The organism is Acinetobacter sp. YH16053 (assembly GCF_013417035.1).
GTDB classification, from domain to species: domain Bacteria; phylum Pseudomonadota; class Gammaproteobacteria; order Pseudomonadales; family Moraxellaceae; genus Acinetobacter; species Acinetobacter towneri.
This window is the reverse complement of the sequence record NZ_VPEP01000016.1, coordinates 37,064-62,933: the sequence shown is the minus strand read 5'-3', so window position 1 is coordinate 62,933 and position 25,870 is coordinate 37,064. Positions and strand designations below refer to the sequence as shown.

30 protein-coding genes are annotated in these 25,870 nt (G+C 41.3%); 13 read left to right on the top strand and 17 right to left on the bottom strand.

Going from position 1 to position 25,870, the window contains the following annotated elements; all coding sequences use genetic code 11:
- Positions 1-144 precede the first annotated feature (144 nt).
- The 12 genes from pcaD to FTV43_RS11455 form a co-directional block, all read right to left on the bottom strand.
- Positions 145-924: a 3-oxoadipate enol-lactonase gene (gene pcaD, locus FTV43_RS11510; RefSeq protein WP_179995498.1), complete on the bottom strand. Its 780-nt coding sequence runs from the start codon at positions 922-924 to the stop codon at positions 145-147.
- A 71-nt stretch (positions 925-995) separates the two neighbouring features.
- A complete protein-coding gene (pcaF, locus tag FTV43_RS11505) occupies positions 996-2,201 on the bottom strand; it encodes a 3-oxoadipyl-CoA thiolase (protein WP_070155120.1) in 1,206 nt (401 codons plus the stop codon).
- A 138-nt stretch (positions 2,202-2,339) separates the two neighbouring features.
- On the bottom strand, positions 2,340-2,993 hold the full coding sequence (locus FTV43_RS11500) for a 3-oxoacid CoA-transferase subunit B (protein ID WP_179995497.1): 654 nt from the start codon (positions 2,991-2,993) through the stop codon (positions 2,340-2,342).
- A 22-nt stretch (positions 2,994-3,015) separates the two neighbouring features.
- The gene (locus FTV43_RS11495) at positions 3,016-3,702 is read right to left on the bottom strand and encodes a 3-oxoacid CoA-transferase subunit A (protein WP_179995496.1); all 687 of its coding nucleotides are present in this window, start codon (positions 3,700-3,702) and stop codon (positions 3,016-3,018) included.
- Positions 3,703-3,729: 27 nt separating this feature from the next.
- The gene (gene benE / locus FTV43_RS11490) at positions 3,730-4,950 is read right to left on the bottom strand and encodes a benzoate/H(+) symporter BenE (protein WP_179995495.1); all 1,221 of its coding nucleotides are present in this window, start codon (positions 4,948-4,950) and stop codon (positions 3,730-3,732) included.
- Between the two features lie 59 nt (positions 4,951-5,009).
- Positions 5,010-5,795, bottom strand: coding sequence for a benzoate diol dehydrogenase BenD (benD, locus tag FTV43_RS11485; RefSeq protein WP_179995494.1), 786 nt, complete (start codon positions 5,793-5,795; stop codon positions 5,010-5,012).
- A 38-nt stretch (positions 5,796-5,833) separates the two neighbouring features.
- On the bottom strand, positions 5,834-6,850 hold the full coding sequence (benC, locus tag FTV43_RS11480; RefSeq protein WP_179995493.1) for a benzoate 1,2-dioxygenase electron transfer component BenC: 1,017 nt from the start codon (positions 6,848-6,850) through the stop codon (positions 5,834-5,836).
- A gap of 95 nt (positions 6,851-6,945) precedes the next feature.
- The gene (gene benB, locus FTV43_RS11475) at positions 6,946-7,437 is read right to left on the bottom strand and encodes a benzoate 1,2-dioxygenase small subunit (protein WP_131261937.1); all 492 of its coding nucleotides are present in this window, start codon (positions 7,435-7,437) and stop codon (positions 6,946-6,948) included.
- Complete coding sequence (benA, locus tag FTV43_RS11470) at positions 7,434-8,822, bottom strand: benzoate 1,2-dioxygenase large subunit (protein ID WP_131261936.1); 1,389 nt, start codon at positions 8,820-8,822, stop codon at positions 7,434-7,436. Before benA ends, benB begins: the two co-directional genes overlap by 4 nt.
- A gap of 73 nt (positions 8,823-8,895) precedes the next feature.
- Positions 8,896-9,816, bottom strand: coding sequence for a catechol 1,2-dioxygenase (catA, locus tag FTV43_RS11465; protein WP_179995492.1), 921 nt, complete (start codon positions 9,814-9,816; stop codon positions 8,896-8,898).
- A 147-nt stretch (positions 9,817-9,963) separates the two neighbouring features.
- Complete coding sequence (gene catC, locus FTV43_RS11460) at positions 9,964-10,254, bottom strand: muconolactone Delta-isomerase (protein ID WP_096901615.1); 291 nt, start codon at positions 10,252-10,254, stop codon at positions 9,964-9,966.
- 13 nt (positions 10,255-10,267) lie between these two features.
- Complete coding sequence (locus tag FTV43_RS11455) at positions 10,268-11,377, bottom strand: muconate/chloromuconate family cycloisomerase (RefSeq protein WP_004973532.1); 1,110 nt, start codon at positions 11,375-11,377, stop codon at positions 10,268-10,270.
- 116 nt (positions 11,378-11,493) lie between these two features.
- Here FTV43_RS11455 and FTV43_RS11450 point away from each other — a divergent pair, with 116 nt between their 5' ends.
- From FTV43_RS11450 to FTV43_RS11440, 3 genes are all read left to right on the top strand, one after another.
- Entirely contained in the window at positions 11,494-12,408 is a 915-nt protein-coding gene (locus tag FTV43_RS11450; protein WP_179995491.1) for a LysR family transcriptional regulator, read from the top strand.
- 289 nt (positions 12,409-12,697) lie between these two features.
- The gene (locus FTV43_RS11445) at positions 12,698-14,071 is read left to right on the top strand and encodes an MFS transporter (protein ID WP_104851979.1); all 1,374 of its coding nucleotides are present in this window, start codon (positions 12,698-12,700) and stop codon (positions 14,069-14,071) included.
- A 108-nt stretch (positions 14,072-14,179) separates the two neighbouring features.
- On the top strand, positions 14,180-15,529 hold the full coding sequence (locus FTV43_RS11440; RefSeq protein ID WP_225530761.1) for a DcaP family trimeric outer membrane transporter: 1,350 nt from the start codon (positions 14,180-14,182) through the stop codon (positions 15,527-15,529).
- 76 nt (positions 15,530-15,605) lie between these two features.
- Here the strand turns inward: FTV43_RS11440 and FTV43_RS11435 are convergent, their stop codons facing one another.
- The gene (locus FTV43_RS11435; RefSeq protein ID WP_179995490.1) at positions 15,606-17,030 is read right to left on the bottom strand and encodes a PLP-dependent aminotransferase family protein; all 1,425 of its coding nucleotides are present in this window, start codon (positions 17,028-17,030) and stop codon (positions 15,606-15,608) included.
- A gap of 207 nt (positions 17,031-17,237) precedes the next feature.
- Between FTV43_RS11435 and FTV43_RS11430 the strand changes: the two genes are divergently transcribed.
- From FTV43_RS11430 to FTV43_RS11410, 5 genes are all read left to right on the top strand, one after another.
- The gene (locus tag FTV43_RS11430; protein WP_004973540.1) at positions 17,238-17,387 is read left to right on the top strand and encodes a hypothetical protein; all 150 of its coding nucleotides are present in this window, start codon (positions 17,238-17,240) and stop codon (positions 17,385-17,387) included.
- A 187-nt stretch (positions 17,388-17,574) separates the two neighbouring features.
- Entirely contained in the window at positions 17,575-18,462 is an 888-nt protein-coding gene (locus tag FTV43_RS11425) for a DMT family transporter (protein ID WP_179995489.1), read from the top strand.
- A 141-nt stretch (positions 18,463-18,603) separates the two neighbouring features.
- Complete coding sequence (locus FTV43_RS11420) at positions 18,604-18,981, top strand: hypothetical protein (RefSeq protein ID WP_096902818.1); 378 nt, start codon at positions 18,604-18,606, stop codon at positions 18,979-18,981.
- Positions 18,971-19,429: a hypothetical protein gene (locus FTV43_RS11415; protein WP_026438387.1), complete on the top strand. Its 459-nt coding sequence runs from the start codon at positions 18,971-18,973 to the stop codon at positions 19,427-19,429. The genes FTV43_RS11420 and FTV43_RS11415 overlap by 11 nt, the downstream gene beginning before the upstream one ends.
- Before the next feature lie 198 nt (positions 19,430-19,627).
- A complete protein-coding gene (locus FTV43_RS11410; protein WP_004973550.1) occupies positions 19,628-20,116 on the top strand; it encodes a helix-turn-helix domain-containing protein in 489 nt (162 codons plus the stop codon).
- Positions 20,117-20,147: 31 nt separating this feature from the next.
- On the opposite strand, the gene FTV43_RS11405 is transcribed toward FTV43_RS11410, so the two are convergent.
- From FTV43_RS11405 to tusD, 4 genes are all read right to left on the bottom strand, one after another.
- Positions 20,148-20,459: a TusE/DsrC/DsvC family sulfur relay protein gene (locus FTV43_RS11405; RefSeq protein WP_026438386.1), complete on the bottom strand. Its 312-nt coding sequence runs from the start codon at positions 20,457-20,459 to the stop codon at positions 20,148-20,150.
- Positions 20,460-20,517: 58 nt separating this feature from the next.
- Positions 20,518-20,802 (bottom strand): DsrH/TusB family sulfur metabolism protein, encoded by a 285-nt coding sequence (locus tag FTV43_RS11400; protein ID WP_004973553.1) that lies wholly within the window; start codon positions 20,800-20,802, stop codon positions 20,518-20,520.
- A gap of 65 nt (positions 20,803-20,867) precedes the next feature.
- Positions 20,868-21,218: a hypothetical protein gene (locus tag FTV43_RS11395; protein ID WP_004973555.1), complete on the bottom strand. Its 351-nt coding sequence runs from the start codon at positions 21,216-21,218 to the stop codon at positions 20,868-20,870.
- A gap of 43 nt (positions 21,219-21,261) precedes the next feature.
- Positions 21,262-21,630 carry a sulfurtransferase complex subunit TusD gene (gene tusD, locus FTV43_RS11390; RefSeq protein ID WP_154320742.1) on the bottom strand — a complete coding sequence of 123 codons (369 nt, stop codon included), beginning with the start codon at positions 21,628-21,630 and terminating at the stop codon, positions 21,262-21,264.
- Between the two features lie 60 nt (positions 21,631-21,690).
- Here tusD and FTV43_RS11385 point away from each other — a divergent pair, with 60 nt between their 5' ends.
- The 5 genes from FTV43_RS11385 to FTV43_RS11365 all read left to right on the top strand — a co-directional run bounded on the left by FTV43_RS11385 (position 21,691) and on the right by FTV43_RS11365 (position 25,837).
- Positions 21,691-22,695, top strand: a complete 1,005-nt coding sequence (locus FTV43_RS11385) for an SDR family NAD(P)-dependent oxidoreductase (RefSeq protein WP_004973559.1) — start codon at positions 21,691-21,693, stop codon at positions 22,693-22,695.
- 173 nt (positions 22,696-22,868) lie between these two features.
- Positions 22,869-24,263 carry a class II fumarate hydratase gene (fumC, locus tag FTV43_RS11380; RefSeq protein ID WP_179995488.1) on the top strand — a complete coding sequence of 465 codons (1,395 nt, stop codon included), beginning with the start codon at positions 22,869-22,871 and terminating at the stop codon, positions 24,261-24,263.
- A gap of 132 nt (positions 24,264-24,395) precedes the next feature.
- A complete protein-coding gene (locus FTV43_RS11375; RefSeq protein WP_179995487.1) occupies positions 24,396-24,584 on the top strand; it encodes a type II toxin-antitoxin system HicA family toxin in 189 nt (62 codons plus the stop codon).
- 2 nt (positions 24,585-24,586) lie between these two features.
- Complete coding sequence (locus tag FTV43_RS11370) at positions 24,587-24,970, top strand: type II toxin-antitoxin system HicB family antitoxin (protein ID WP_004973564.1); 384 nt, start codon at positions 24,587-24,589, stop codon at positions 24,968-24,970.
- Positions 24,971-25,345: 375 nt separating this feature from the next.
- Positions 25,346-25,837: a hypothetical protein gene (locus FTV43_RS11365; protein WP_179995486.1), complete on the top strand. Its 492-nt coding sequence runs from the start codon at positions 25,346-25,348 to the stop codon at positions 25,835-25,837.
- Positions 25,838-25,870: the final 33 nt, after the last annotated feature.

Below are 25,870 nucleotides of genomic sequence, written 5' to 3'. Positions count from 1 at the left end.
ATCAACAATACAAAAAATTTCTGTAAAATCGTACATGGTAGTTAGAGCCTTTGGGTTGTGTCGTAACTTTCTAAATGGCTCTAACTACCTTTTTTTCAAGGGCTTTTCTTATCCGTAATTCGGGTTAACAATAACAATGAAGTTTTATGCTTGGATAAACTGCTTCACTGCTTGGTTAAATTCATTTGGCAATTCTACGTTAGAAATGTGCGATGCATTGATTTCAAACAATTGGCTATTGGCAATACGTTCAACCATAAATTGACCATCGACAACTGTTGTCACAGGGTCTTGCTGACCTGCAACCACTAAAACAGGCACAGTGATGTCTTTAAGTTGTTCACGTACATCCGCTTTAGCCAAAGCTTCGCAACAGCTCGCATAACCTTCGGCGCTGCCAACTGCCAAGTCGTTTTGAAGATTGTTGACCACTGTCGCGTTGCTTTGGATAAAGGGTTCAGTAAACCAGCGTGATGCTGCAGTCGAAGCAATCGGTTGTAAACCTTGTTCGCGTACCAATGCGGCACGGTCATTCCAAGCCTGTTCTTGACCAATTTTTGCCGCAGTATTACACACCACCACCTGATTAAAACGTTCAGGGCGATGAATCGCTAACCATTGACCTGTTAAACCGCCCATAGAAATACCACAGAATGCCGCTTTTTCAACATTTAAGTGATCGAGTAGATTTACAACATCTTGACCCAATTGATCAATGCTATATGGACCTTGCGGAGCTGATGATGCACCGTGACCACGTGTGTCGTAGCAAATTACAAAAAAGTCTTGCTGGAAAAAATCAATCTGTGCTTGCCACATTTTGAAGTTTGTACCCAGCGAGTTTGAAAAAATCAGTGCAGGTTTTGTAGCATCACCAAAAGTTTGGTAATTGATTTGCGCATCATTTGAGGTAAAAGTTGGCATTTTTTTTTAAATCCTTAATCTTATAAATCCCCCTAAATCCCCCTTTATGAAAGGGGGACTTTTAATGAGGATTAAACACGTTCAATAATCAAAGCAATACCTTGACCAACACCAATACACATTGAACATAAACCGTATTTACCGCCAGTTTGTTCAAGTTGGTTCAGTGCTGTAGTGACTAAACGCGCACCAGATGCACCAAGTGGGTGACCTAAAGCAATTGCACCACCGTTTGGATTGACTTTCTCTGAACCATCTTCAATGCCTAAGTCACGAGTACATGCTAATGCTTGTGCAGCAAAGGCTTCGTTCAGTTCAATCACGTCCATTTGTTCAATGGTCAAACCTGTTTGTGCCAACAATTTTTTGATTGCAGGCGCAGGACCAAAGCCCATAATACGTGGTTCAACACCAACAACAGTTGAAGCAATGATTTTGGCACGTGGTTTTAAGCCGTGTTGTGCAACCGCTTCTTCAGAAGCAATCAGTAGGGCAGCCGCACCATCGTTAATACCTGACGCGTTACCTGCAGTCACAGTACCGTCTGCTTTAACCACTGGCTTTAATTTTGCCAATGCTTCTGCTGTGGTTGATGCACGTGGATGTTCGTCTGCAGCAACAACGACAGGCTCGCCTTTACGTTGTGGAATTTCCACTGCAATAATTTCTTTGTCAAAGAAACCGCGTGCTTGTGCAGCAGCAGTACGTTGTTGGCTGGTTAGAGCAAACAAGTCTTGATCGGCACGGTTAATATTGAACTGTTCCGCTACATTTTCAGCAGTTTGCGGCATAGTTTCTACGCCGTACATTTCTTTGAGTTTCGGGTTAATGAAACGCCAGCCCATTGTGGTGTCTTCAATTTTTTGACTACGACCATAAGCAGATTCTGATTTACCCATCACAAATGGAGCGCGGCTCATTGATTCAACACCACCTGCAATAATCAGGTTTGCTTCACCTGCTTTAATTGCACGTGCGGCCATTGCAATTGCGTCTAGCGATGAACCACATAAACGGTTTACAGTGGTTGCTGGCACTTGGTACGGTAAACCTGCTAAAAGTGCAGACATACGACCCACGTTACGGTTGTCTTCACCTGCTTGGTTGGCACAGCCGTAAATCACGTCATCAACTTGTTCCCAGTTTACAGATGGATTGCGTTGCATAAGTGCTTTGATCGGTAATGCGCCTAAGTCATCAGCACGGACTGGAGCTAAACCACCTGCATAACGACCAAATGGGGTACGGATGGCATCGACGATATATGCGTTTTTCATATTTTATTTTCCAAATATCTTAATCTCTCCCAACCTCCCTTTAAAAAAGGGAGGAGATTCCCACCTAAAATTACTTGATGGAAGTCCCCCTTTGAAAAAGGGGGATTTAGGGGGATTAAAAATTATATTTAAAGACGATTAAGCCTGAGTCGCATCAATCAGCTTTGCACCAGTCAATGACTGTAATTCTTCAAAGCTCAAGCCTTCAACTTTTTCAAGAACTTTCATGCCTTCAGGAGTGACGTCAATCACGCACAAGTCTGTGTAAATGCGGTCTACACATTTTAAACCTGTTGCAGGATAAGTTAGTTCAGCCACAATTTTAGCTTCGCCTTTTTTGGTCACGTGGTCAGTCGTAATAAAGACTTTTTTTGCACCAACTGCCAAGTCCATTGCACCGCCTACGGCAGGAATGGCATCTGGAGCGCCAGTGTGCCAGTTTGCTAAGTCGCCATTTTCAGCGACTTGGAATGCACCTAGTACTGCGATGTCTAAGTGACCACCACGCATCATGGCAAATGAGTCACCATGATGGAAGAATGAACCGCCTGTGAGCATGGTGACGAACTCTTTACCCGCGTTGATCAGTTCAGGGTCTTCTTCGCCTGCAGGTGGTGGTGGACCAAATGCCAATAAACCATTTTCAGAGTGTAAGAATACGTCTTTGTCTGAAGGCAGGTAGTTAGAAATTTTAGTTGGTAAGCCAATGCCAAGGTTGACATAAGCACCGTCTGGAATGTCTTGCGCCACACGTTCAGCAATTTGATCACGTGTTAATTTGGTATAGCTCATGATGTTCTCCTTCACGTGACAGTTATGCAGATTGTTCAGGTTGTTTTACGCCAACGGCAACAACGTGCTGAACGAAAATACCCGGAGTGATGATGTGTTCAGGATCTAACGCGCCTAACTCAACCACTTCAGAAACCTGTGCAATTGTCACATCGGCAGCCATCGCCATGATTGGGCCAAAGTTACGTGCAGATTTACGGTACACCAAGTTACCCCAACGGTCGCCTTGCTGTGCTTTAATTAAAGCAAAGTCTGCGCGGATTGGGTTTTCTAGTACGTAGTCTTTACCTTCATAATTTAAGGTTGGTTTGCCTTCTGCAAGTAAAGTACCAAAACCTGTAGGGGTATAGATTGGACCTAGACCCATACCTGCAGCCTGAATACGGCATGCCAAGTTACCTTGCGGCACCAGTTCAAGCTCGATTTTGCCTGCGCGGTAAAGTTCATCAAATACCCAAGAGTCAGACTGACGTGGGAATGAACAGATAATTTTACGTACCGCGCCAGCTTTTAGCAGTTTCGCTAAACCGTAGTCACCATTACCTGCGTTGTTGTTTACAATAATTAAATCTTTGATGCCAAGTTCAATCAAACCATCAATGAGTTCCGCTGGCTGACCTGCGGTACCAAAACCACCAATCATGATGGTTGAACCATCTTTAATTTGCGAAAGGACTTCTGTTAAAGAAGTTTGACTTTTATCAATCATAATGTGTCCTAGACAATTGCCTGTCCATTAACTTTTGGAACTTTGAGTTGAAGGTAGGGGTGCTGCTGAGTTGTCGCGTTTGGTTAATACCCAATGTGCGATCAAACCAATACAGATGCCCCAAAATACAGAACTTAGCCCTAAAAACTGCATGCCAGAGGCAGTTGCTAAAAAGGTGATGAGGGCTGCATCACGCTGTGATTCTTTACTCATTGCAACTGAAATATTGGTGGCAATTGCACCCAAAAGTGCAAGTCCAGCCAAAGCTGCAATCAGTTCTTTGGGCAATAGGCTAAATAGCATGACGATGCTACCCGCAAATAACCCACCTAAAATATAGAAAATACCGTTTGCAACACCTGCAATATATCGCTTTTCTTTCAGTTCGTGCGCATCTTTACCTAAGCATAATGCTGCAGTAATAGAGGCAAGTACAATGGTAATTCCTCCCACACACGCAACGGCAAGAGAAGCGATACTGGTCGCACTAATAATAGGCTTAGCAGGCATGTCATAACCGCTAATTTTAATAATTGCCATACCCGGTAAAAACTGCCCAGACAAGCTGACTAAAATTAAAGGTAATGCCAAGTTTAAGGTTGAATTCCACGTCCATTCAGGTGCAATAAACTGTGGAATTGCCAAACTAAAATTGGTGGTGACAGGGTTAATTTTACCGAGCATTAAGCTGAGTATAATGCCTGCAGCAAGCACCCAAATCATGGCATAACGTGGACTAAAACGCTTTGCCAATAAAAATACCGCTAGCATCCCAAATACAATGTATGGCAGGGTATCGGTTGCAGTAAATAAGCCTAAGCCAAATTGAACCAAAATACCTGCCATCATGCCTGCTGCGACTTCTTGCGGAATCCAAGACAGGAGTTTGTCAAAATAACCTGTGATTCCAATCAAAAAAATCACCACGGCAGAGGTGATGTAAGCAGCAACGGCTTCATTCAAAGAAATATCTGGAAACAGTGTGACCAGTAAGGCTGTACCGGGTGCAGACCAAGCGGTCACCACAGGCACTTTATACTTAATTGATAAAAAGATACCTGCGACTGCAGCACCAATAGAAATTCCCCAAATCCATGAAATCATCATGTCTGGGGAAACTTGGGCTTGCTGTGCTGCCTGAAAAAAGATGATCAACGGCCCCGAATAGGAGATCAGCACTGCTAAGAATCCTGCAACAGTGGCTGAAATTGACCAGTCATTTTTTAAAGTTTGGAACAGGTGACTCATTGACGATTTGCCTCCTTGCGTCAAGCAATGATCCTGTTGAAGTTGGTCATGATCTTGGCTTAGCCCTGATCACCACCACCTACAGGTACAACGGTACCTGTCATGTACGATGACTCATCAGAAGCAAGGAACAGAATCGCATTCACTTGTTCCTGAATGGTGCCATAGCGACCCAAGAAGGTACGATCAATGGTTTGATCGACCACTTGTTGCATCCACTCTTTTTCAGATTCTGAAAGTGGGTTGGCATTACGTGGCACTTTACGTGGTGGCGCTTCTGTACCGCCAGTTGCAATAGCATTCACACGAATACCATCATTGGCATGTTCAAAGGCGAGGGAAGCGGTTAAACCGTTTACACCACCTTTAGACGCCGAATATGGCACGCGGTTAATACCACGTGTTGCAATTGAAGATACGTTTACAATGGTACCTTTCTGGTTTTTCACCATTTCAGGCAATACTGCGCGGCAGCACCACATAGTAGGGAACAATGAACGATTCACTTCTTTGATAATTTCTTCTTCAGAAAATTCTTCAAAAGGTTTCATCCAAATTGCACCGCCTACGTTGTTGATGAGCACATCAACACGACCATAGGTTTCAAGTGCTTTAGCAACCACAGATTCTGCACCTGCAAAAGTTTCAAGGTTGGCTTTTACGGTTACTGCATCGCCACCGTGTTCTTCAATTTCAGCCAACACTTCTTCTACATAGGGAGAAAGGTCTGCCATAACCACTTGGGCACCTTCACTTGCCACTTGTAAAGCCACACCGCGACCAATGCCTTGAGCGGCACCAGTCACGATTACAACTTTGTTTTCAAATCTTTTTGTGCGATTCATTATATTCTCCGACTATGTTTCTAGACTGTATAACAAACTTAGTTGGCAGAGAATTTTTCAAATAGGAAGCTTGCAGGTTTAACACCTTCTGCATCTAACCAGCCACGTACCGCTTCTACCATTGGCACTGGACCACATAGGTAGATGTCTACATCACCACCGTTGAGCCATTCGTTTTCGATATGGCCAGTCACGTAACCTTTACGCTCATGTGCAGATTCTGGATTTGCCACTACAGTGCGATACTCGAACCAAGAGAATTTTTCTTGTAGTTCGTTTAATTTTTCAATTGCGACTAAGTCAAAGTCATTGGTCACACCAAAGACTAAACGTACAGGGTGCTCAGAACCTTTTTCTTCAAGCACTTGCAGCATAGACATAAATGGCGCAATACCTGTACCACCCGCTAACATCACCACAGGGCGTGCTACATTACGTAGGTAGAAGCTACCAAATGGACCAGTAAAGGTCATTTTGTCGCCAGCTTTAGCGTTTTGGCTTAAGAATTCGCTCATTTTTCCGTTTGGTACGTTACGTACCACAAAGCCAGTTAAGCGGTTACCAGGCTTAGAGCTGAAAGAATACGAACGAGTTTCTGTTGTACCAGGAATACCCACATTCACATATTGACCTGCAAGGAAGTGAATGTCTGGTTGAGCTTCATCTAACTGAATATCAAAGGTAATAGTCGAGTCAGATAAGTTTTCAACACGTGCCAATGTACCTTCAAATACATGAATTTCAGTTTTACATACATCAGAAGTGGCTTGAATTTGGAATACTGCGTCTGAAGTTGGTTTACATTGGCATGCAAGAATATAGCCTTGTTCAGCTTCTTCTGGTGTCAATGCATCTTCAATATAAGTTTCTTCAGGCATGTCATACGAACCTGATTCACAAAACGCACGGCACGTTCCACATGCACCGTCACGGCAGTCCAAAGGAATATTGATCTTTTGACGGTAAGCTGCGTCTGACAGTGTTTCACCATCTGTAACAGAAATAAAACGTGTAACGCCATCTTCAAATTGAAGTGCAACATTGTGGTTTGACATGGCTGAATATCCTATAGAAATCTTTAAAACTTGACCTTTCAGCCAAAATTCCATCTGGCTGAAAGGTTTTTACCTAGCTGTAAATTAATACAGTCTTAGAGGTGATAAATGTCGATTACTTGGTTGATGTAATCGTTTTTCAGCACCACGTACTTGCTTAAAATTTGTGGTTTGTCGCCAGAAAAGTCGATTTCGTAGCGTGACATACCAAAGTAGCTGTAGTTTGTTTTGTAACGGAAACTCAAGGTGTTCCAGTTAAAACGTACAGTCACTTTATCGCCATCACGTTCAACAATTTCAATGTTGTTGATGTTGTGGCTCGTACGTGTGTCTGGCATGGTTGCAGACGAACGTTCAGTTTTGATACGGAACACACGGTCTTCCAAACCTTGACGGTCTGGGTAGTAAATCAAAGAGATTTCAGACTGTGGATCTGTAGTTAATTGGTCATCGTCATCCCAAGCTGGCATCCAGAAAGAAGCAGTAGGAGCGTAGCACTGTAACCACTCATCCCATTGCTCATCATCTAAAAAGCGAGCTTCTTGATAAAGGAACTGTGCAACTTTTTCTAAAGTGATGTCGCTCATGCGTTTTCTCCTTCAGTAGATGCCGCAATTTCTTTTTCAGTTGCGATGCCTTGTTTGATGAGTTCTAACCAGTGTTGGTGCTGAGCAAGGTATAAACCTTCGTCTTCAGTTTTAATACCAGAAAGTTTTGGTTTTAAACCAATTTCGTTGGCTGCATCGTCTGGACCTTGGATCCAATGCTTAGAGCCACGGCACATATCGTTCCACTCAAGTGCGATACCTGCGTAACCTGCTTGACATGCACGGAATTCTTCAAGATCGTCTGGGGTTGCCATACCTGATGCGTTAAAGAAATCTTCGTATTGACGGATACGGCGTGCGCGTGCTTCTGGCTCTTCACCCACAGGTGCGATACAGTAAATAGTCACTTCAGTCTTATCTACAGACAGCGGACGTAACACACGAATTTGTGAACCGAACTGATCCATGAAGTACACGTTTGGATATAGACACAAGTTACGTGAACGTTCGATCATCCATTTCGCCATTGCTTCACCGTATTGCTCGGTGTATTCGTCTTTCTTGGCAAAGTTAGGACGGTCTTCTGGGTTAGCCCATTGTGTCCAAAGTAGCATGTGACCATTTTCAAAGCCGTAAGAACCACCGCCTTGTTTGCCCCATGAACCTGCGCTCATAGCACGAATGTTGTCGCCAGCTTCTTTTTCTTTACGTTGCTGAGTTGTTGCAGCGTAGTTCCAGTGTACTGCAGACACGTGGTAACCATCGGCACCGTTTTCAGCAGTTAACTTCCAGTTACCTTCATAAGTGTAAGTAGAAGAACCACGTAAAACTTCAAGACCTTGTTGTGATTGACCTACAATCATGTCAATGATTTTAGTTGCTTCACCTAGGTATTCTTCTAAAGAAGGAACATCTGGGTTCAAGCTACCAAACAAGAAACCTTTATAGCTTTCAAAACGGGCAACTTTTTTCAAGTCGTGTGAACCGTCTTTGTTGAAGCAATCTGAATAACCCGCATCGGCAGGGTCTTTCACTTTTAACAACTTACCAGAGTTGTTGAAAGTCCAACCGTGGAATGGGCAAGTATAAGTTGCTTTGTTACCACGCTTGTAACGACATAACTGTGCACCACGGTGTGAACACGCATTGATCATGGCATTTAATTCGCCATTGCGGTTACGTGCAATGATGATTGGCTGACGGCCAATGTATGTGGTGTAGTAGTCATTGTTGTTTGGAATTTGGCTTTCGTGTGCCAAATAAACCCAGTTGCCTTCAAAAATGTATTTCATTTCTAGGTCAAACAGGGCTTGGTCTGTGAATACTGAACGGTGTAGTTTAAATTCACCAGATTCAAAATCATCAACCAATAGCTCATCAATGCGGTCTAAGTGGCTGGTGTTAATTACAGGAATACGAGGCATGTCCTTTCTCCGACTTTCCAAGGAGGGCAGTCATCGGGATGGGGCAACGACCACATCCCGATTCCATTTCAAATTATGCGCTTGCGCGGCGACGTTCAACTTCAGTAGAAGGAACGCCAGCTTGATCTTTCTGAAGAACAATGTTGAACTGGATGTGTTTGAAAGGACCTTTCAGACCACGTTTTGCAATTTCAGCTTCATCAGTCACGTCAACCGCAGTTGCCACCAGACCTTCACGAGTCGCGAATGCAAAGTCATCCCACAGGTATTGGTCGCCTTCAATATTGAATTGAGTAGTCAGCTTGCGGTAACCCGGTGCAGATACGAAGTAATGTACGTGCGATGGACGGTTACCGTGACGGCCTAGCTTGTCCAGTACAAACTGAGTTGTACCTTCTGGAGGGCAGCCATAACCCACTGGCATTGTCGTCAATGCAGTATATTGACCATCGGCAGCGGTAATGATGCTGCGACGCAGGTTAAAGTCAGACTGTGACTTGTCAAAGAATGAGTAGTTGCCCAGGCTGTTGGCATGCCAGATTTCAACTTTAGCACCTTCAACACGGTTGCCGTCAGTATCAGTCACTGTCCCTTCAATGATCAGCGTCGGGATTTTGCCTTCTTCAGAACCATCGTCCATACGCGCAAAGCTTACTGTTTCAGGTGCGCCAGAGACATAAAGTGGACCTTCAATCGTACGTGGCGTACCGCCAGTAATGCCTGCTTTAGCATCCGCTTCATCAGCACGTAAGTCTAGGTAGTGTTCCAGACCCAAACCTGCAGCCAATAAACCTAATTCGTTCGCTTGACCGGCATCAGTAAAGTATTCCAGACCTTTCCACAGTTCTGACTGAGCAATATCAAGATCTTCGATCGCTTGGAAAAGGTCACCCAATAAACGCACAACAACTTGTTGTACACGTTCATCTACAGGGCCTGTCGCTGTATCAACGTTCATTTGCTTAACTAATGCATCAATTTCTTGGCGATTCATTTTCATTCTCCTTGGAGGTGTACTTTGGTGGCGAATATCTCTGGACTAAAAACGAGATAATTGGCTGCCACTTTCCTTGTTTACTTGGTTTGCTAAATGTTTACTTTGGTGCTGGAGTAAGGTGCTTACTCCAGTTTCCGAATTAAATCAGGTGTCATCTTCACGAATTGATGAAGGGTGGCGGTTCAATGCCATCACTTCAATATTCATGTAAGGGTAGAGTGGAAGACCTTGTAAAATGTTGTGCAGTTCTTCGTTGCTCTCTACATCAAAAATACTGATGTTTGAATATTGGCCAGTAATACGCCAAATATGACGCCACTTGCCTTGACGCTGTAATTCCTGTGAATAGGCTTTTTCAACAGCTTTGATTTCGTTGGCTGTTTCAGCAGGCATATCCAATGGAATGTTTACATCCATACGTACGTGGAAAAGCATGGGTTTCTCCTAATTACTGACGACGCAAGTTGTCAATTTTGTCTTCATCCAGTTCAATGCCTAGACCTGCACCTGTTGGAAGGTGTAATTCAAAGTCTTGGTACTGAAGCGGAGTTTTTAAAATTTCTTCTGTTAGCAGCAATGGGCCAAATAATTCAGTGCCATAAGCTAAATTTTGGAAGGTAGAGAACACGTGTGCAGATGCAATTGTGCCTACAGGGCCTTCAAGCATGGTACCGCCATATAGGTCGATACCTGCCAACTGTGCAATCGTTGCCACTTCACAGCCTTCAATCAGACCAGCAGACTGTGCAACTTTTACTGCAAATACAGATGCAGCATTACGTTTTGCCAATTGATAAGCGCTTTGTGGGCCCATCAATGATTCATCTGCCATGATGGCAATATCAAATTTACGTGTTAAACGCTCCATGGCATCAATGTTGTCAATTGCACATGGTTGTTCAATTAAATCGACACCACCATCTTGTAAAAGCTGGATGCCTTTAATTGCTTCAAGTTCTGACCAAGCACGGTTTACGTCTACACGAATAGAAACGTCTTTACCCAATGCTTGTTTGATTGCCAATACGTGTTCTACATCTTGCTCTACTGGGCGTGAACCGATTTTGAGCTTGAATGTGTTGTGGCGTTTAGCCGCAATCATTTTTTGTGCTTCAGCGATGTCTTTTTCTGTATCGCCAGATGCAAGTACCCATAACACAGGAACCGAGTTGCGTAGGCGACCACCTAAAATTTCACTTAAAGGTTGGTTTAAGCGCTGCGCTTGAATATCTAATAAAGCAGTTTGAATGGCACATTTCGCGAAACGGTTGCCATTGATATTCTTTTTAATGACCTGTAAAGTTTGCGCAACATTCAAGCCAGCTAAAGTTTTTAGCAATGATGCGAAATATGTTTCGATATTGGTTTTTACGCTTTCTGGGCTTTCTTCACCATAGCCCAAGCCGCCAATCGTGGTTGCTTCGCCCCAGCCAACAAAACCATCTTCAGTGGTGATTTTGACTAATACAAGGGTTTGGGTTTGCATGGTTGCAACCGCCATCTTGTGTGGACGGATGGTTGGTATTTCCACCAGCAAAGTTTCTACTGACTTATACATGGTTTGCCCTTCATATCATTGCTTTATTACAGTTATGTGATATACCTTAAAAGAATAAATTGCATTGGTCGAAGATCAAATTTGCATTTTTTTATACTTAAAAGGTATTTTGAGCTATGGAACTCAGACATTTACGTTATTTTGTTGCTGTTGTAGAAGAGCAAAGTTTCACCAAGGCAGCAGAAAAACTCTTTATTGCTCAACCACCTTTGAGCAGACAGATCCAAAATTTAGAACAAGAGCTTGGAATTCAACTATTTGAGCGCGGTAGCAGACCGCTTAAGACCACGGAAGCAGGCCAATTTTTTTACCAGCATGCTGTTAAACTTTTGTCTAATGCTGAAGAAATTAAGTCGATGACTAAACGGGTAGGTATTGCTGATCGTACCGTGACTATTGGCTTTGTTGGTTCTTTATTGTTCGGTTTATTGTCAAGAATTGTATATTTGTTTAAGCAGCAGCATCCGCATTTAAAAATAGAAATGGTGGAAATGACCACCAATGACCAAATTCAGGCACTTAAAGAAGGGCGCATAGATGTTGGATTTGGACGCTTAAGAATTTCTGATCCTGCAGTTAAACGTATCTTATTACGTGAAGAACGCTTGATGGTTGCAGTACATTCGAGCCACCCATTTGCGGCACAAAAAGAAGGTGTATATTTGGCGGATGTTGTTGATCAACAACTATTTTTATATCCAAATCACAACAAGCCAAACTTCTCTACCCAAATTCGTGGCGTGTTTTCTGAGTATGGTTTAGAACCTCGCAAAATTCGTGAAGTGCGTGAATTACAATTGGCGTTGGGTTTTGTTGCTGCAGGTGAGGGCTTGTGTATCGTGCCAGAAAGCGCACAAAATATTCATTTGGCACATTTGCACTTTATACCTTTATTAGATGACTCGGCTGTAAGTCCTGTGTTTATGGCAATTCGTAATATGGATGAAAGTGAAGACATTCGATCTTTGTTTGACTGCATTTATCAAGTTTATGATTTGGAAGCATTTACTTATGATCGCAATGTATTCTAGTAAAGCCATATAAAACAAATATTTATAACTATATTTTTTATATAAAAGCACAGATATTTTTAACAAAATACTGTTATGTGAATTGCCTGAAAAAACTTTTTTAAGCATCACATTACAGTATTTTTTTTCGCCTTGTTATTTTTATCTATTTTAAAACAATATCTTACAAAACTATAGACTTTTTAGGTATGTATCCATGCCTATTCAGTTTTGGACAAATTTTAACTTATTATTCATTGTGTGCATCTGAGTTGGAGTAACGGACTTCACAATTAGGAGGTGAAGCAAGATGCAAAGCAATAAAATTAATATTAATACCTTGATTGACGAGGCCAAGTTCACGCCATTCCATTGGGGCGTATTGTTTTGGTGTTTGATGATCATTATTTTTGACGGTTACGACTTGGTCATTTATGGGGTTGCATTACCACTACTGATGCAAGAGTGGGCGCTCAGTGCAGTACAAGCAGGTTTACTGGCCAGTACGGCATTGTTTGGCATGATGTTTGGTGCCATGACCTTCGGTACCTTATCGGACAAGTTAGGTCGTAAAAAGACCATCATGATCTGTGTGGCTATTTTCAGTGGCTTTACATTCTTAGGTGCGTTTGCAAGTAATCCAGTTGAATTTGGTATTTTACGTTTCCTTGCTGGGCTTGGTATTGGCGGTGTAATGCCAAACGTTGTGGCCCTTATGACAGAATATGCGCCAAAGCGTATTCGTAGTACTTTGGTTGCGCTGATGTTTAGTGGTTATGCTATTGGCGGTATGACTTCAGCATTGTTGGGTGCATGGTTAGTGCCAGAGTTTGGTTGGAAAATCATGTTTTACATCGCAATTATTCCATTGGTGGCTTTACCATTAATTTGGAAATTCTTGCCTGAGTCACTCATGTATTTGACCAACAAGAAAGAAATTGAGCAAACCCGTAGTATTGTGCAAAAAATTTCACCAAGCCAACAATTAAATGGTGACACTGAGTTTGTACTGAATGAAGTGACTAAAGGCGATGAAGCACCTGTAAAAGCATTGTTCCAGCAAGGCCGTATGTTCAGTACGTTCATGTTCTGGATCGCATTCTTCATGTGCTTGTTAATGGTTTATGCTTTGGGCAGCTGGTTACCAAAATTAATGATCCAAGCGGGTTATTCATTGGGTGCAAGTATGATCTTCCTATTCGCACTGAATATTGGTGGCATGATTGGCGCAATTGGTGGTGGTGCATTGGCTGACCGCTTCCATATCAAAAAAGTACTCACCATTATGTTTATCTGTGGTGCAGCAGCATTAATTCTGCTTGGCTTTAACAGTCCACAAATTGTGTTGTACACCTTAATTGCAGTTGCTGGGGCAGCAACCATTGGTTCACAAATCTTACTTTATACTTTCGTCGCACAATATTACCCATCTACTGTACGTTCTACAGGTATGGGCTGGGCATCAGGTATTGGTCGTATCGGCGCGATCGTTGGACCTGTCTTAACTGGCGCATTATTGACCATGAATTTACCGCACCAAATGAACTTCTTTGCTATTGCGATTCCAGGTGTAATTGCTGCTTTAGCGATCTTCATGGTGAATTTAAAAGCTTCAGTAGATGCGAAAGCCCTTACAGAGCCTGCGGTAGAAAGCAATCCAATTGCACAAAAAGCAACCCAATAATTTCTATACCTTTCAATTAATCTTTCGTCATCAATGATATAGATCGCCATCGTAAGCGATGGTGATCTGTTGCTAGAATTTGATGGCACAATAACAAGCGAGTTTAGGATGAACGCGAAAACATTAACCCAATCTTTTAATTTTCAATCTACAACGGTTCGACCAACAATGCAGCGCACGCTCATGATGAGCATGATTGCATTGAGTATGGGTGGTATGAGTGTTGCAGCTCAGGCGCAGACCCAACAGCAAACGGAAATTGAGCAACTAAGACAGGAAGTTCAAGCTTTACGTGGTCTGATAGAACAGCAAAAAGTACAAAATGCGCAAACAGCAAGTGCAATTGCCAATGTACAACGCAGTTCAGCAAGCCCGAGTCCAATTCTGAAAACAGCCAAAGGTGCTGAGTTCAACTTATATGGTAATGTGCGTTTAGATGCGTCTTATCAGGTTGAGGGCAGTAGCCGAGATTTGCCATATAACCACATTAATGCAGTGGCGTTAGAAGGCAATAATGAAAGTAGTGATCGTTTAAGATCAACGCTTTCTGCTACACGTTTAGGTTTGGATTTTAAAAGCCCAGTGGGCGATCGAGACGTAAAAGGTAAAATTGAAGTCGATTTCTTGGGCGGTTCAAATTTTGATAATTTACGTATTCGTCATGCTTACTTAAATTATGGCAACTGGTTAATTGGTCAAACTTGGTCAAACTTTGCCATTCCAGACTATATGCCAGAAACCATTGATGCTTTGGCATTTGTAGGTGGTGCAGTAAAACGTACACCTCAGGTACGTCATACTACAAAATTTAGTCCACAAACTAATTTGGTGGTGGCTGCTGAAGACCCTAAAGATGCCACAATTAGCCAGCGTTTACCTGCATTAACAGCACGTTTAAATCATCAATTTGCAGATAATTTAAATGTTAGTGTTCGTGCTATGGGCCATGAAAAACGTGTTAATTCTGAAGAAGAAATGGCATGGGGTGTGGGCGTAGGTGTAAAATATGAAGTTGTCCCTGGCACAACCCTTAAAGCAGATTATTACCATGTTAAAGGTGATAGCAGCTTTGTGTCATTTACAAACAGAGGCGTAGTTGCTCAAGCAAATGGTGATCTTATTCAAAGTGAATTTGATTCAATTATGGTGGGTATAACTCAAAAATTCAGCGATAAAATACACGGCACACTTGGCTATGGTTATATGAGTTTTGATGAAAATCAAAGTTATACTAATATTTTGAAAAACTCTTTTCCAAAAGATTCAACGCAATCTGATGCGACTCGTGCTAACAAAGAATTATGGCAAGGCTGGGCAAATATTTTCTATAGCCCGCGTAAACCATTAAGCTTTGGTCTAGAGTATGTCTATGGTGAACGTACTGCTTTAGAAGCTGTTAATGGTAGTAAAACAGGTGAAGATAACCGAATCAATGCAGTCGCAATTTATAACTTCTAAAATTGTACTGTAAACCACAAAAGAGCTGAGCCAAAAACTCAGCTCTTTTTTTATTGTCGGGTGATCGGCTTGGCAATTAGGCATGAGTATATTGCGTGATGTGCTGTTGTATTACCGCAGACAAAACATCCAATGCAGCAGCAATATCACTGTTCCAAGCAAAAGAGCAGTTTAAACGAATAAAGTTCTGGCTGACCTGTTCAGAACGGAATAACTGACTTGGCGCAATGCCAATCTTGTTTTGAATCAATAGCTGATAAATCGTATAGCCATCTATATATGCAGGCAGTTCAATCCATAAAAAGTAACCACTAGAATAGTAGTGAATTTTACAAGCTGGGTTTAAGCGCTGTTTCAATTGCTGATAAAACACTTTTTTATGTTTTTCCAATTGTTTGCGTAATTGACGCAAATGTTTTTCATAATGATGATGCGAAAGAAAATCCACCAAAGTATTTTGCAGTAAGGGACTTGCAGAAACCGTGCTCATGAGTTGCAAATGCTGAATAGCATTGGAAAATTGACCTGCATAAACCCAACCGACCCGCACAGCAGAACCCAAAGTTTTAGAAAAAGAAGCGCAATGCAGTACCCGTTGTTGTCGGTCAAAATACTTCATGGGCAGTGGTTTTTGCGTACCGTAATACAATTCTTGATAGACATCATCTTCAATTAAATACACTTGATATTCTTCAAGCAAACTCGCAATACGTTGCTTAATTTCATCTCTGACACTAAAGCCAATAGGGTTATGAATATTCAACATCAACCAGCAGACTTTAATTGGGTATTGTTTTAAGGCTTGTTCAAATGAGTCTAAATCGAAACCTGAAACAGGGTGTTCTGGAATGGTAATCACCTGTAAACCAAGACGTTCAGCCGCTTGCCATGCACCATAAAATATAGTTTCTTGTAATAGAATAAAATCTCCAGGTTTGGTCAAAGCTTGTAATGACAAATTGAGCGCATCTAATGCGCCAGATGTAATGACAATGTCATTTGCATGGGTGGGTATGCCTTGTAAACAGTAGCGATTTGCAATTATGGTTCTTAATTCATAATTGCCCGGTGGCATGTGGTCGTGGCTAAAATAACTGCTTTTTCGCTTGGCGTGCTGCGCTAAAATTTGCATTAACTTTGGGTTAAACAGTAATTCTGCATTGGGAAAGGCAGAGCCTAAAGGACTGACATCTGCAGACTGAATTGATTTTAAATAGCCAAAGACCAAAGAGTTCATTTGAATATGTGCATTTAAACTCAAACTGCTTGGTACAGGTCGTTCAGTTTGATTGAGACGTTCTGCGACATAAAACCCCGACTTTTGTTTAGCGTAAACCAATCCCTGAGCTTCAAGTTCTTGATAAGCGTTTAGCACGGTCATTAAGCTATAACCACTGATTTGTGATTGTTCTCTTAACGAAGGTAACTTGCTATGTGCTTTCCATGCACCATTTTCAATGAGTTGCCGAATGTTCAACGCCAATTGTTCAGATTTATACATGGTATGACTCAAGCATTTTTTGCAGCTGTTACTTATTTTGATCTATTTTTAGGTTTAAAACATTAAATAATTTCTGTTTTTATAACAGATTGGCATGTATCTAAAATCAACTGTTATAGTTTTTAATGAATATTTTGTATCTACAGCAATGCTTTAGAATTTTACATAATCTGTATATCCCCATAATCTGGCTAGATTGGAGTCGATATGCAAGAAGATAACTCACGCAAACCACAGAAATATGCCGATAGCAGTATTTCAGACAAAGCATTTAAGCACATGATTATTTGGTTTACCGTGTATGTAGCTTTATTTTGTATCGGCGTGGCTGTTGTGGTGAATTTAGATAAGTTCTAAACAGTTTTTGAATAACAGCACACCTATAATCGCTTCAAGATATGAAAAACATTCATTTGAATTTTAATGAATGTTTTTTTTGTTTATAAAAGAGATCGTAAGCGCATAACTCAAAAGCAATAAAGATCGCAAAAATAACGGAATAGGCGTAAATTATAACTTTATCAGTAAAGCATTTGTGGTTGCAATGATTTCGAGTTGGGTGCTCTTTACCTTAATGGCTGCATTTATGCAGGCATGGCGCAATGCCTTTCAAAAACAACTCAGCACAAGTGTAGATGTTTATGGCGTGACTTTGGCACGTTTTATTTTTGCCTTGCCTTTTGCACTGGCGTATTTAAGCATTTTACAATGGCAGCAGCCTGTACAAGCAAAACTGCATTTTAGTTCGATGTTTTGGCTGTATATCATTATTGCAGCAGTGTGTCAGATTTTAGCCACAGCTTTAATGGTAAAACTGTTTCAACAGAAAAATTATGCGGTGGGTGTCGGACTTGCCAAAAGTGAAGCAGTTTTAGCCGCAATTGTAGGCGTGATTTTCCTACAAGAACATTTAAGCGCATTGGCTTGGTTCGGCGTTGCGATAGGCGGTATTGCGGTATTTCTACTGAGTAAAGGCAATCAACGCAGTGATTTTTCATTCACGACTTTAGCCATTGGAATCGGTAGTGGACTCAGCTTCGCGGTGACTTCTTTATTGGTGCGTGAAGCCAGTCTAGAACTCGATTTCTTACCGTTTATTCACCGTGCTGCATGGGTTTTGGTGTGGGTTATTGGCTTACAATGTTTTATCTTATTGGCTTTTTTAGGCATATTTAAACGACATACCTTATATGCCATGTGGCAGCGGGTTGGATTAACTTTTAAAGTGAGCGTCTGCAGTTTTTTAGCATCATTGGGCTGGTTTAGTGCCATGAGTATGCAAACTGTGGCGATTGTGAAAACACTCGGACAAATTGAAATATTATTCAGCTTACTTATTTCAGCGTATTTCTTTAAAGAAAAACTTGCTCGTACCGATCATTGGGGATTGGGATTGGTCGTGCTTGCGGCAATGTTGGTTATTTGGGCGTAGCATCATATTTCAAAGCTAAGTAATTTCAAATTCATGTCATATCCGTTGCACTTCATTTGAGCATCTCAGAAATATAAAAATAAAGATTTTCTATCTGTACAATCTCGTTAGAATACTCACAGCTTATCTTAGAGAATTGTCATGTCTAAACCACAGCAAAAGCAAAAAAACTCAGCCTTGGCAGAGTTGATAGAAGAACAAAAACTGCTCTGTGAAGAATTTGGTTCAGCCTATATTGCAGTGAGTGGCGATGATGTTGTCGCAGTTGCAGTCCAGACCTTAAATAAAGACCCAATTGTGGGCTTGCGTAAAGCGCCAGAAGGTGAAGAAAAAGTCGCGTGGTACATTTATGGCGGTGAATTGGGTGAAGATGAAGTGAACTTTGAAACCATGCCTGTGCGCGAGTTGCAAGATATTTTGCCTGACGTGCTTCCATATCTGGCTTTAGAACAAGGCTACCGCTTTATGATTGATGCTGATGACTATGAAGATGTCTGGAAAGAAGGCGATGAGTCTTAAGCTTATGCGCATGTCGAACATGGCAAAAATATCGGTGAGCATTATGCTTGGACTGCAAAGTCTGAGCGTAATGGCACAAGGTATTCAAGCGCAGCAGTTGGCACTTGAAGCATCATCTACACCTATTACAATTCCACATACAGCCAATGGGTTGACCCAAACACAATATCAAGATTTGTTAAATCAATACACGCAAATTGTGAATGACAGCAAAAAAATATTGGATGATCCTACGAGCCAAGCAACGGCAGAACAACAAAAACAGGCATTTTGTGCACGCTATCACGCCTATAAAAATATTGCTGAAATTTCCGAGTACAATCCAAACTTGTATCCTGCACCTGTGATGTTAATGGTGGCAAAGCGTTATTTAGAACAGCAGCACAACAGTTTCACGGCTTCAGGTATGACTGAACAAGTTTTTTGTGCAGGAGCTACATCTAAATAGTGTGATCTGCCTTATAAGTGAATAGCAAATTTAAAGATTGAAAATGCAGGCGTATAAAACCCCAAAAACTGGGGATTCCTTTTAAGCAGATTGTGAAGTCATACTTCATTTTTTATCAATTTTCATGCAAAACTAACTTTGCAAAGACTGTAGAATCTTTTAACTTGCAGGTAGTGAACTGAGGGATAGGCGACATAGATGAAATGGGATGAAATTGGCGAGCAGCCTTGTTCGATTGCACGAACCTTGTCGGTGATTGGTGACCGTTGGACGATGCTGATTATTCGTAATGCCTTTATGGGCATGCGTCGCTTTGATGATTTTCAACAACATTTGGGCGTAACGCGGCATGTATTGTCAGATCGTTTAAAGCGTTTGGTGGAACATGAAATTTTAGTCAAAGTGCCTTATGTAGAGCGCCAAGAACGTTTTGAATATAAATTGACAGAGAAGGGCTTGGAGCTTTATCCCTTAATGCTGTCTATGGCAAATTGGGCAGATAAATGGATGGATCAAGGTTTAGGTAAGCCTGTGGAATACATCCATAAAAATTGTGCTAAGACGTTTCAACCTGTCGTGGTATGTTCGGAATGTGGTGAAGAACTGCATGCCAAGCAAGTAAAACCACATTTTACCCCAGTGTATTATCAGTACATCCAAGCACAGCAGAATTTAAAACAAGCCTAAATCAGTGCTGTATTAATCAGCAACAGTTTGTCTATAAGCAGTTGGCTGGTTTAGGAATACCCGCTAAACGACTTAAATGCCGTGCCACCAAACCTGTATTAAATTTTTCCTGCAAAACAGCGTTGTTAATCTCTGGGCTTACAGTTTTCATTAAAAATTTGATTAAAGGACGCGTTGCAGGTGAGTGTCCAAATTGCTGATAAAATTGGCGTACAGCATGCAAAACTTCAAAATGCCAAGCTGTGAGTTCAAGCTCTAAACTTTGTGCCAATTCTTGCGCCACTTGTTCATTCCAGACAGTGTAATCCAGCAAATGTCCATCTTGATCTAATTCTAGTGTCATCTCTTGTTTCATTCACCCTTAAAAATGCTTTGCATTGGTTTCATATCATTACGGCTTGCTATTTTAAGCTGATACAGCGCTGATGTGCTAAACACAGCGTTGCAAAAGCTGCATAATTAATCGGCTGTACATTTTCCGCCAAATGACCATTCAATATTTCTGCATCATTTTCCAGTACATATATTTTGTCTAGCTGGGCACAGAGTGGATGTTGCTGATGCAATACCGCATCACCCATAAGTACAACGCTGTCTTGCGGAGCATACAAGGCATTTAGCTCTGCTAAAATTGTTGCGGTGCTATCAAAGCTCGCTTGGATTAAATATAAATTTGCGTCAGACATGCTTTTCTCTTTAGATGTTTAGATATGGTCAAATGATCAATCAGATTGTTAAACCACCGATCAACCTACCAATATAAAACCCGATCAAAGGTTTGAATCAGCTCCCGATTCAGTTCCACCCATTCAATTTCATGTACCGTATTTTTGATAAACGGCGAGTTAGCATGTTTATTTTCAATCAAAATTGGGCTGAGGTCATAAAACTCAAAGCTATCGACCAAATTGGATGCCACTTTAAAAGCATGTTTTAGTGAATCAAATGCCAGTTCCGACTGTAATAGGCTTAATGCCGCATCTTGTAATAACACTTTGACTTCACAACCAAAAGTTGCCAGTACCATTGTTGCAGACAAGCTTTCATGCACTTGTAAGCTGTTTAAATTTGCCTGACGTAAAACCACGAGTACAGTTTTCACACAATTTACCTTTTAAATGCAACAGATTTACAAAATGAATCGCTTAAAATTGAATCAGGCGTTCTGTGCTTTGCACTGCATCGGCCAGTTCGCCCAAGCCAACCAATTCAAAGCCTGCGGCTAAATTGTGTTGGCTCAGTTGATGGCGTTTGGCATTGTCTGCATCGCTAATACCACGTGCCAGTGCGGCACTTACACATACGGGTAAACGAATAGACAATTTTTGCCATTCTGTTTTGAGGTTGCGTTGATCATCGGGTACCCATTGCAACTCATTCGCTACAGCAACGCCATCTTGATAAAAAAACACACGAAAAGCCTCATTTTTCTGTTGTAAGGCTTGAGCAAGACCGAGTGCATGCCATGCATGAATAGAGGTTGGTGCGGAGGTTATTAGTAATAAGGTGCTCATCAAAATTCACTAATGCAATGTGCCAAGGCGCATTCAGACTTTATAAAAAAGGTAGTATAAATGATTTTAGTGACTGGTGGTTTAGGCTTTATAGGCTCACACATTGCATTAAGCCTAATGGCTCAAGGGCAAGAGGTCATTATTGTAGATAATTTATCCAATGCAAGTATGCAGACCTTAGAGCGACTTGAATATATTGCAGGGCGTTATGTGCCTTTTGCCAAATTAGATGTAAGAAACACGCCTGCGCTGAACAAAGTTTTTGAACAATATTCGATTACTGCGGTGGTGCATTGTGCAGGGTTTAAATCTTTAGAAGAATCGGTGCTTAAACCACTGGAATATTATAACGATAACGTCAGTTGTATTATGAGTTTATTGCGTTCTATGCAACGTACAGGCGTGCGTCGTTTAGTGCATCTTTCAAGTATCGCGGTCTATGGTAAGTCGGGATTGAGTCTGGAAGAAAGCCAGAGCTTTAATTACACCTATGCCAATCCGTATGTGAAATCTCAGCAGATGGTTGAAGAAATCATCCAAGATACTTTTAGAACCGATAATGAATGGAATATCGCTATTTTGCGCTTGAGTAATATAGCAGGTGCATTTGAACACGGTATTTTAGGCGAAGTCGTTGCTCCGTTACCTAAAAATATTATTCCTTTGGCGATGCAAGTCGCAGTACAGCAGCGTGAAGCGATTGAGCTACGTCAGCAAGCCAATACTGCAGATCAAACTGTAGAACGTAGCTTTGTGCACGTACTCGATGCCTGTGATGCTGTGATTGCAAGCCTGCATTGGTTATTTGAGCAAACGCATAGCTGTGAAGCTTTTAATATTGCGGGAGAAGTGGTTTCAATTCAACAATTACTTGCACGTATTAGTGAAGTCACTGACACTGAAATTGCTACAGTTCCTGCAATTCATTATGAATATCCTGAGTTAGATCAGTTAGGTGCAGTCGTAGATAAGGCACAACAATATTTACACTGGCAGCCAAAACGTAGTCTGGAAAAAATGCTAGAGGATGAATGGCGTTTTTATCAAAATACGCTTAAGCATTAAAAGTAAGCGCTATAAAATTCGTTGAGATGCGATTCACGAAGCCTCATAGCTGAAACAGATACAATGCAACGGAATTATTGATAATAATTATCATTTACTGGGCTGTCTGTTTTTTATAAGATCGAGATAAGAGCACATGACATCATTGAAATCACGAAGGAATGAGGCTGAACATGCAAACACGTATTGAACATGACACCATGGGTGAAGTTGAAGTTCCGAATGACGCGCTTTGGGGCGCACAAACTCAGCGTAGCTTACAAAATTTCAAAATTGGCAATGAGCGTTTACCACGCGCCATGATTCGCGCTATGGGTTTGGTTAAAAAAGCTGCGGCAATCACCAATGCAAACTTAGGGCAAATCCCGCAAGAGTTGGCGCAGTACATTGTCGGTGCAGCAGATGAAGTCATTGCAGGGCAGTGGGATAGCCAATTTCCTTTGGTGGTGTGGCAAACAGGTTCGGGTACGCAAAGTAACATGAACTGTAATGAAGTGATTGCCAATATCGCCAATCAAAAACTGGGGAATCCTTTAGGTGCGCAAAAGCCTGTACATCCGAATGATCATGTCAATCGTGCCCAATCGACCAATGATTCTTTTCCAACTGCAATTCATGTAGCAGCGAGTTTGCAAATTAATGAACTGCTCATTCCTGCAGTAAAGGGTTTGCGTGATACGTTGCATGCCAAAAGTGAAGAATTTTCTGAAATTGTCAAAATTGGACGTACACATTTACAAGATGCGACACCATTAACTTTAGGGCAGGAATTTAGTGGCTATGTATCTCAATTAGATCATAGTTTAAAGCGTTTGGAACAGGCTTTAACAGGCTTGTATGAGTTGCCGCTTGGTGGTACAGCAGTCGGTACAGGCTTAAATGCACATCCTGATTATGCGGTACAGGCAGCGGAGCAATTGGCACAGCTTACAGGCTTAGCTTTTGTGACTGCACCAAATAAGTTTGAGGCTTTGGCAGGGCGTGATGCTGCAGTATTTGCTTCGGGTGCATTAAAAACTTTGGCGGTGAGTTTAAATAAAATTGCCAATGATATTCGCTGGTTAGCCAGTGGCCCGCGTTGTGGTTTTGGTGAGTTGCGTATTCCAGAAAATGAACCTGGTTCAAGTATTATGCCGGGTAAGGTTAATCCAACACAAAGCGAAGCGATGACCATGGTAGTTGCACAGGTATTGGGCAATGACACCACGATTAACGTGGCAGGTGCATCGGGCAATTTTGAGCTGAATGTATTTATGCCAGTGATCGCATATAACTTATTGCAATCTATTCAACTCTTGGGTGATGCCTGCAATAGCTTTAATGAGCATTGTGCCGTTGGCATTCAAGCAAACCGTGAAAAAATAGATCACTTTTTGCATGATTCACTCATGTTAGTGACCGCTTTGAATCCTGTAATTGGTTATGAGAATGCAGCGAAGGTGGCTAAAACAGCTTATAAGGAAAATAAAACCTTAAAGCAAGTTGCAGTAGAGCTGAATTTGGTCACAGCAGAGCAGTTTGATGAAGTGGTACGTCCTGAACAAATGATTGCACCGAATACCAAGTAATCAGTTTTAAACAAATTCAAGGTCTGTGTTTGTCTGCACATGATGCGAGGTAGACACAGACTTTGTTTATGAAAATCAGGGAAAATTTTGGGCATCCTTCCTTATTAAAATTATGTTGTGTATAATTACACAATGAACAGCAAAGACATTATTAAGCGTCTTGAGCAGGAAGGCTGGTACAAAGTGGGTGGTAAAGGCGACCATGAAAAGTATAAGCATCCTGAAAAGCCTGGACATGTTGTGGTACCACATCCACGTAAAGATATGCCAATAGGAACTCTACGCAATATATATAAACAGGTTGGTTGGGAGTGGAGGTAAAAATGTTATATCCAGTATATGTTCACAAAGATGAAGATAGCGCATACGGTTTAACCTTTCCTGACTTTGATGGATGCTTTAGCGCAGCAGATGAGATGCAAGATATTCAGCGCATGGCACAGGAAGCGGTTGAAGTTCACTTTGATGGTGAAGATATTCCGTTACCAGAACCATCAAGCCCAGAGCAATGGTTAGGTGATGAGCGATTTGAGGGGGGTTTTTGGTTGTTAGTTGATATTGATACAACAAAAGTAAATACAAAGTCTATTCGTATTAATATCAGCATGCCAGAAGCTTTAGTGAAACGTATTGATGCTGTTGCAAAAAAACAACATTTAAGCCGTTCGGCATTCTTAGCTAAAAGCGCGGAAATGGCGTTGCATTAATCAAGTAAAATATACTAAACCCAGCCTAAATGCTGGGTTTTCTATTGCACCTAATTTGAATGTAGAGGGGTAATTCATCCTAATACGATTTTAAATTTATGTGTTGGTGTAAAGACATAATTTGCATAACGGCAGAATAGGCTGCTACAAGGTGCTATCTAAATGTAATAGTTCAAAACCCGTCATTTAGTCGCATTAACCACTTTTAGATGCTTTCTTTTATGTCCGTTCCTTATTCAACTTACATTGATTAAGCTGCCATAATTGCTAGAATACGCAATACTTCAAAATACTGTTTTGCTAAAGTTTTGCATTTATTTTGCAAAATTTAATTTTTTTATAAGCAACTCAATATCTTAACTACGGAAATTTTCAATGCTCTCAATTTATTTAACAGATGTTCAGCAACACGTGCAATTTAAAGATTACCCGGGTGAGCAGCCTGTTAAATTTATCTTGAATTTTAAAAAGATTTTTCCAAGTGTAATGGAGCTTTTACTACCTGTATTGCCTGAAAATGAAAATCTGGAAGAAATGACGTGGGAATCGACCACTGCAGATTTAGAATTATTTAAGTTGTTGCTCAGTGGGTGGGGCGTAATTGAATTACGTTTAAATGCGCTCAGTCAGTTCAAAGGCAAGACATTTGCAGATCAATTGGTGAAACAAGCCCAACAAAAACGTAAAGACTTCGCCAAAGCCCAACAACAATTACAAACTGTAGAGCTAGATTATTTATTTATGCATGAAATACATGCCTTAATTGATGCAGAATTGGTAGAAGTAGGTGAAAAGTTCTATTTGCCAATTTTGCGTGATTTATGGAAAGGCAAAGTATCTACAAAAGTATTGGAAGCGAAGTTTTAAGAACAAACCCATATTAAAAAGCTGTCTCGGCGG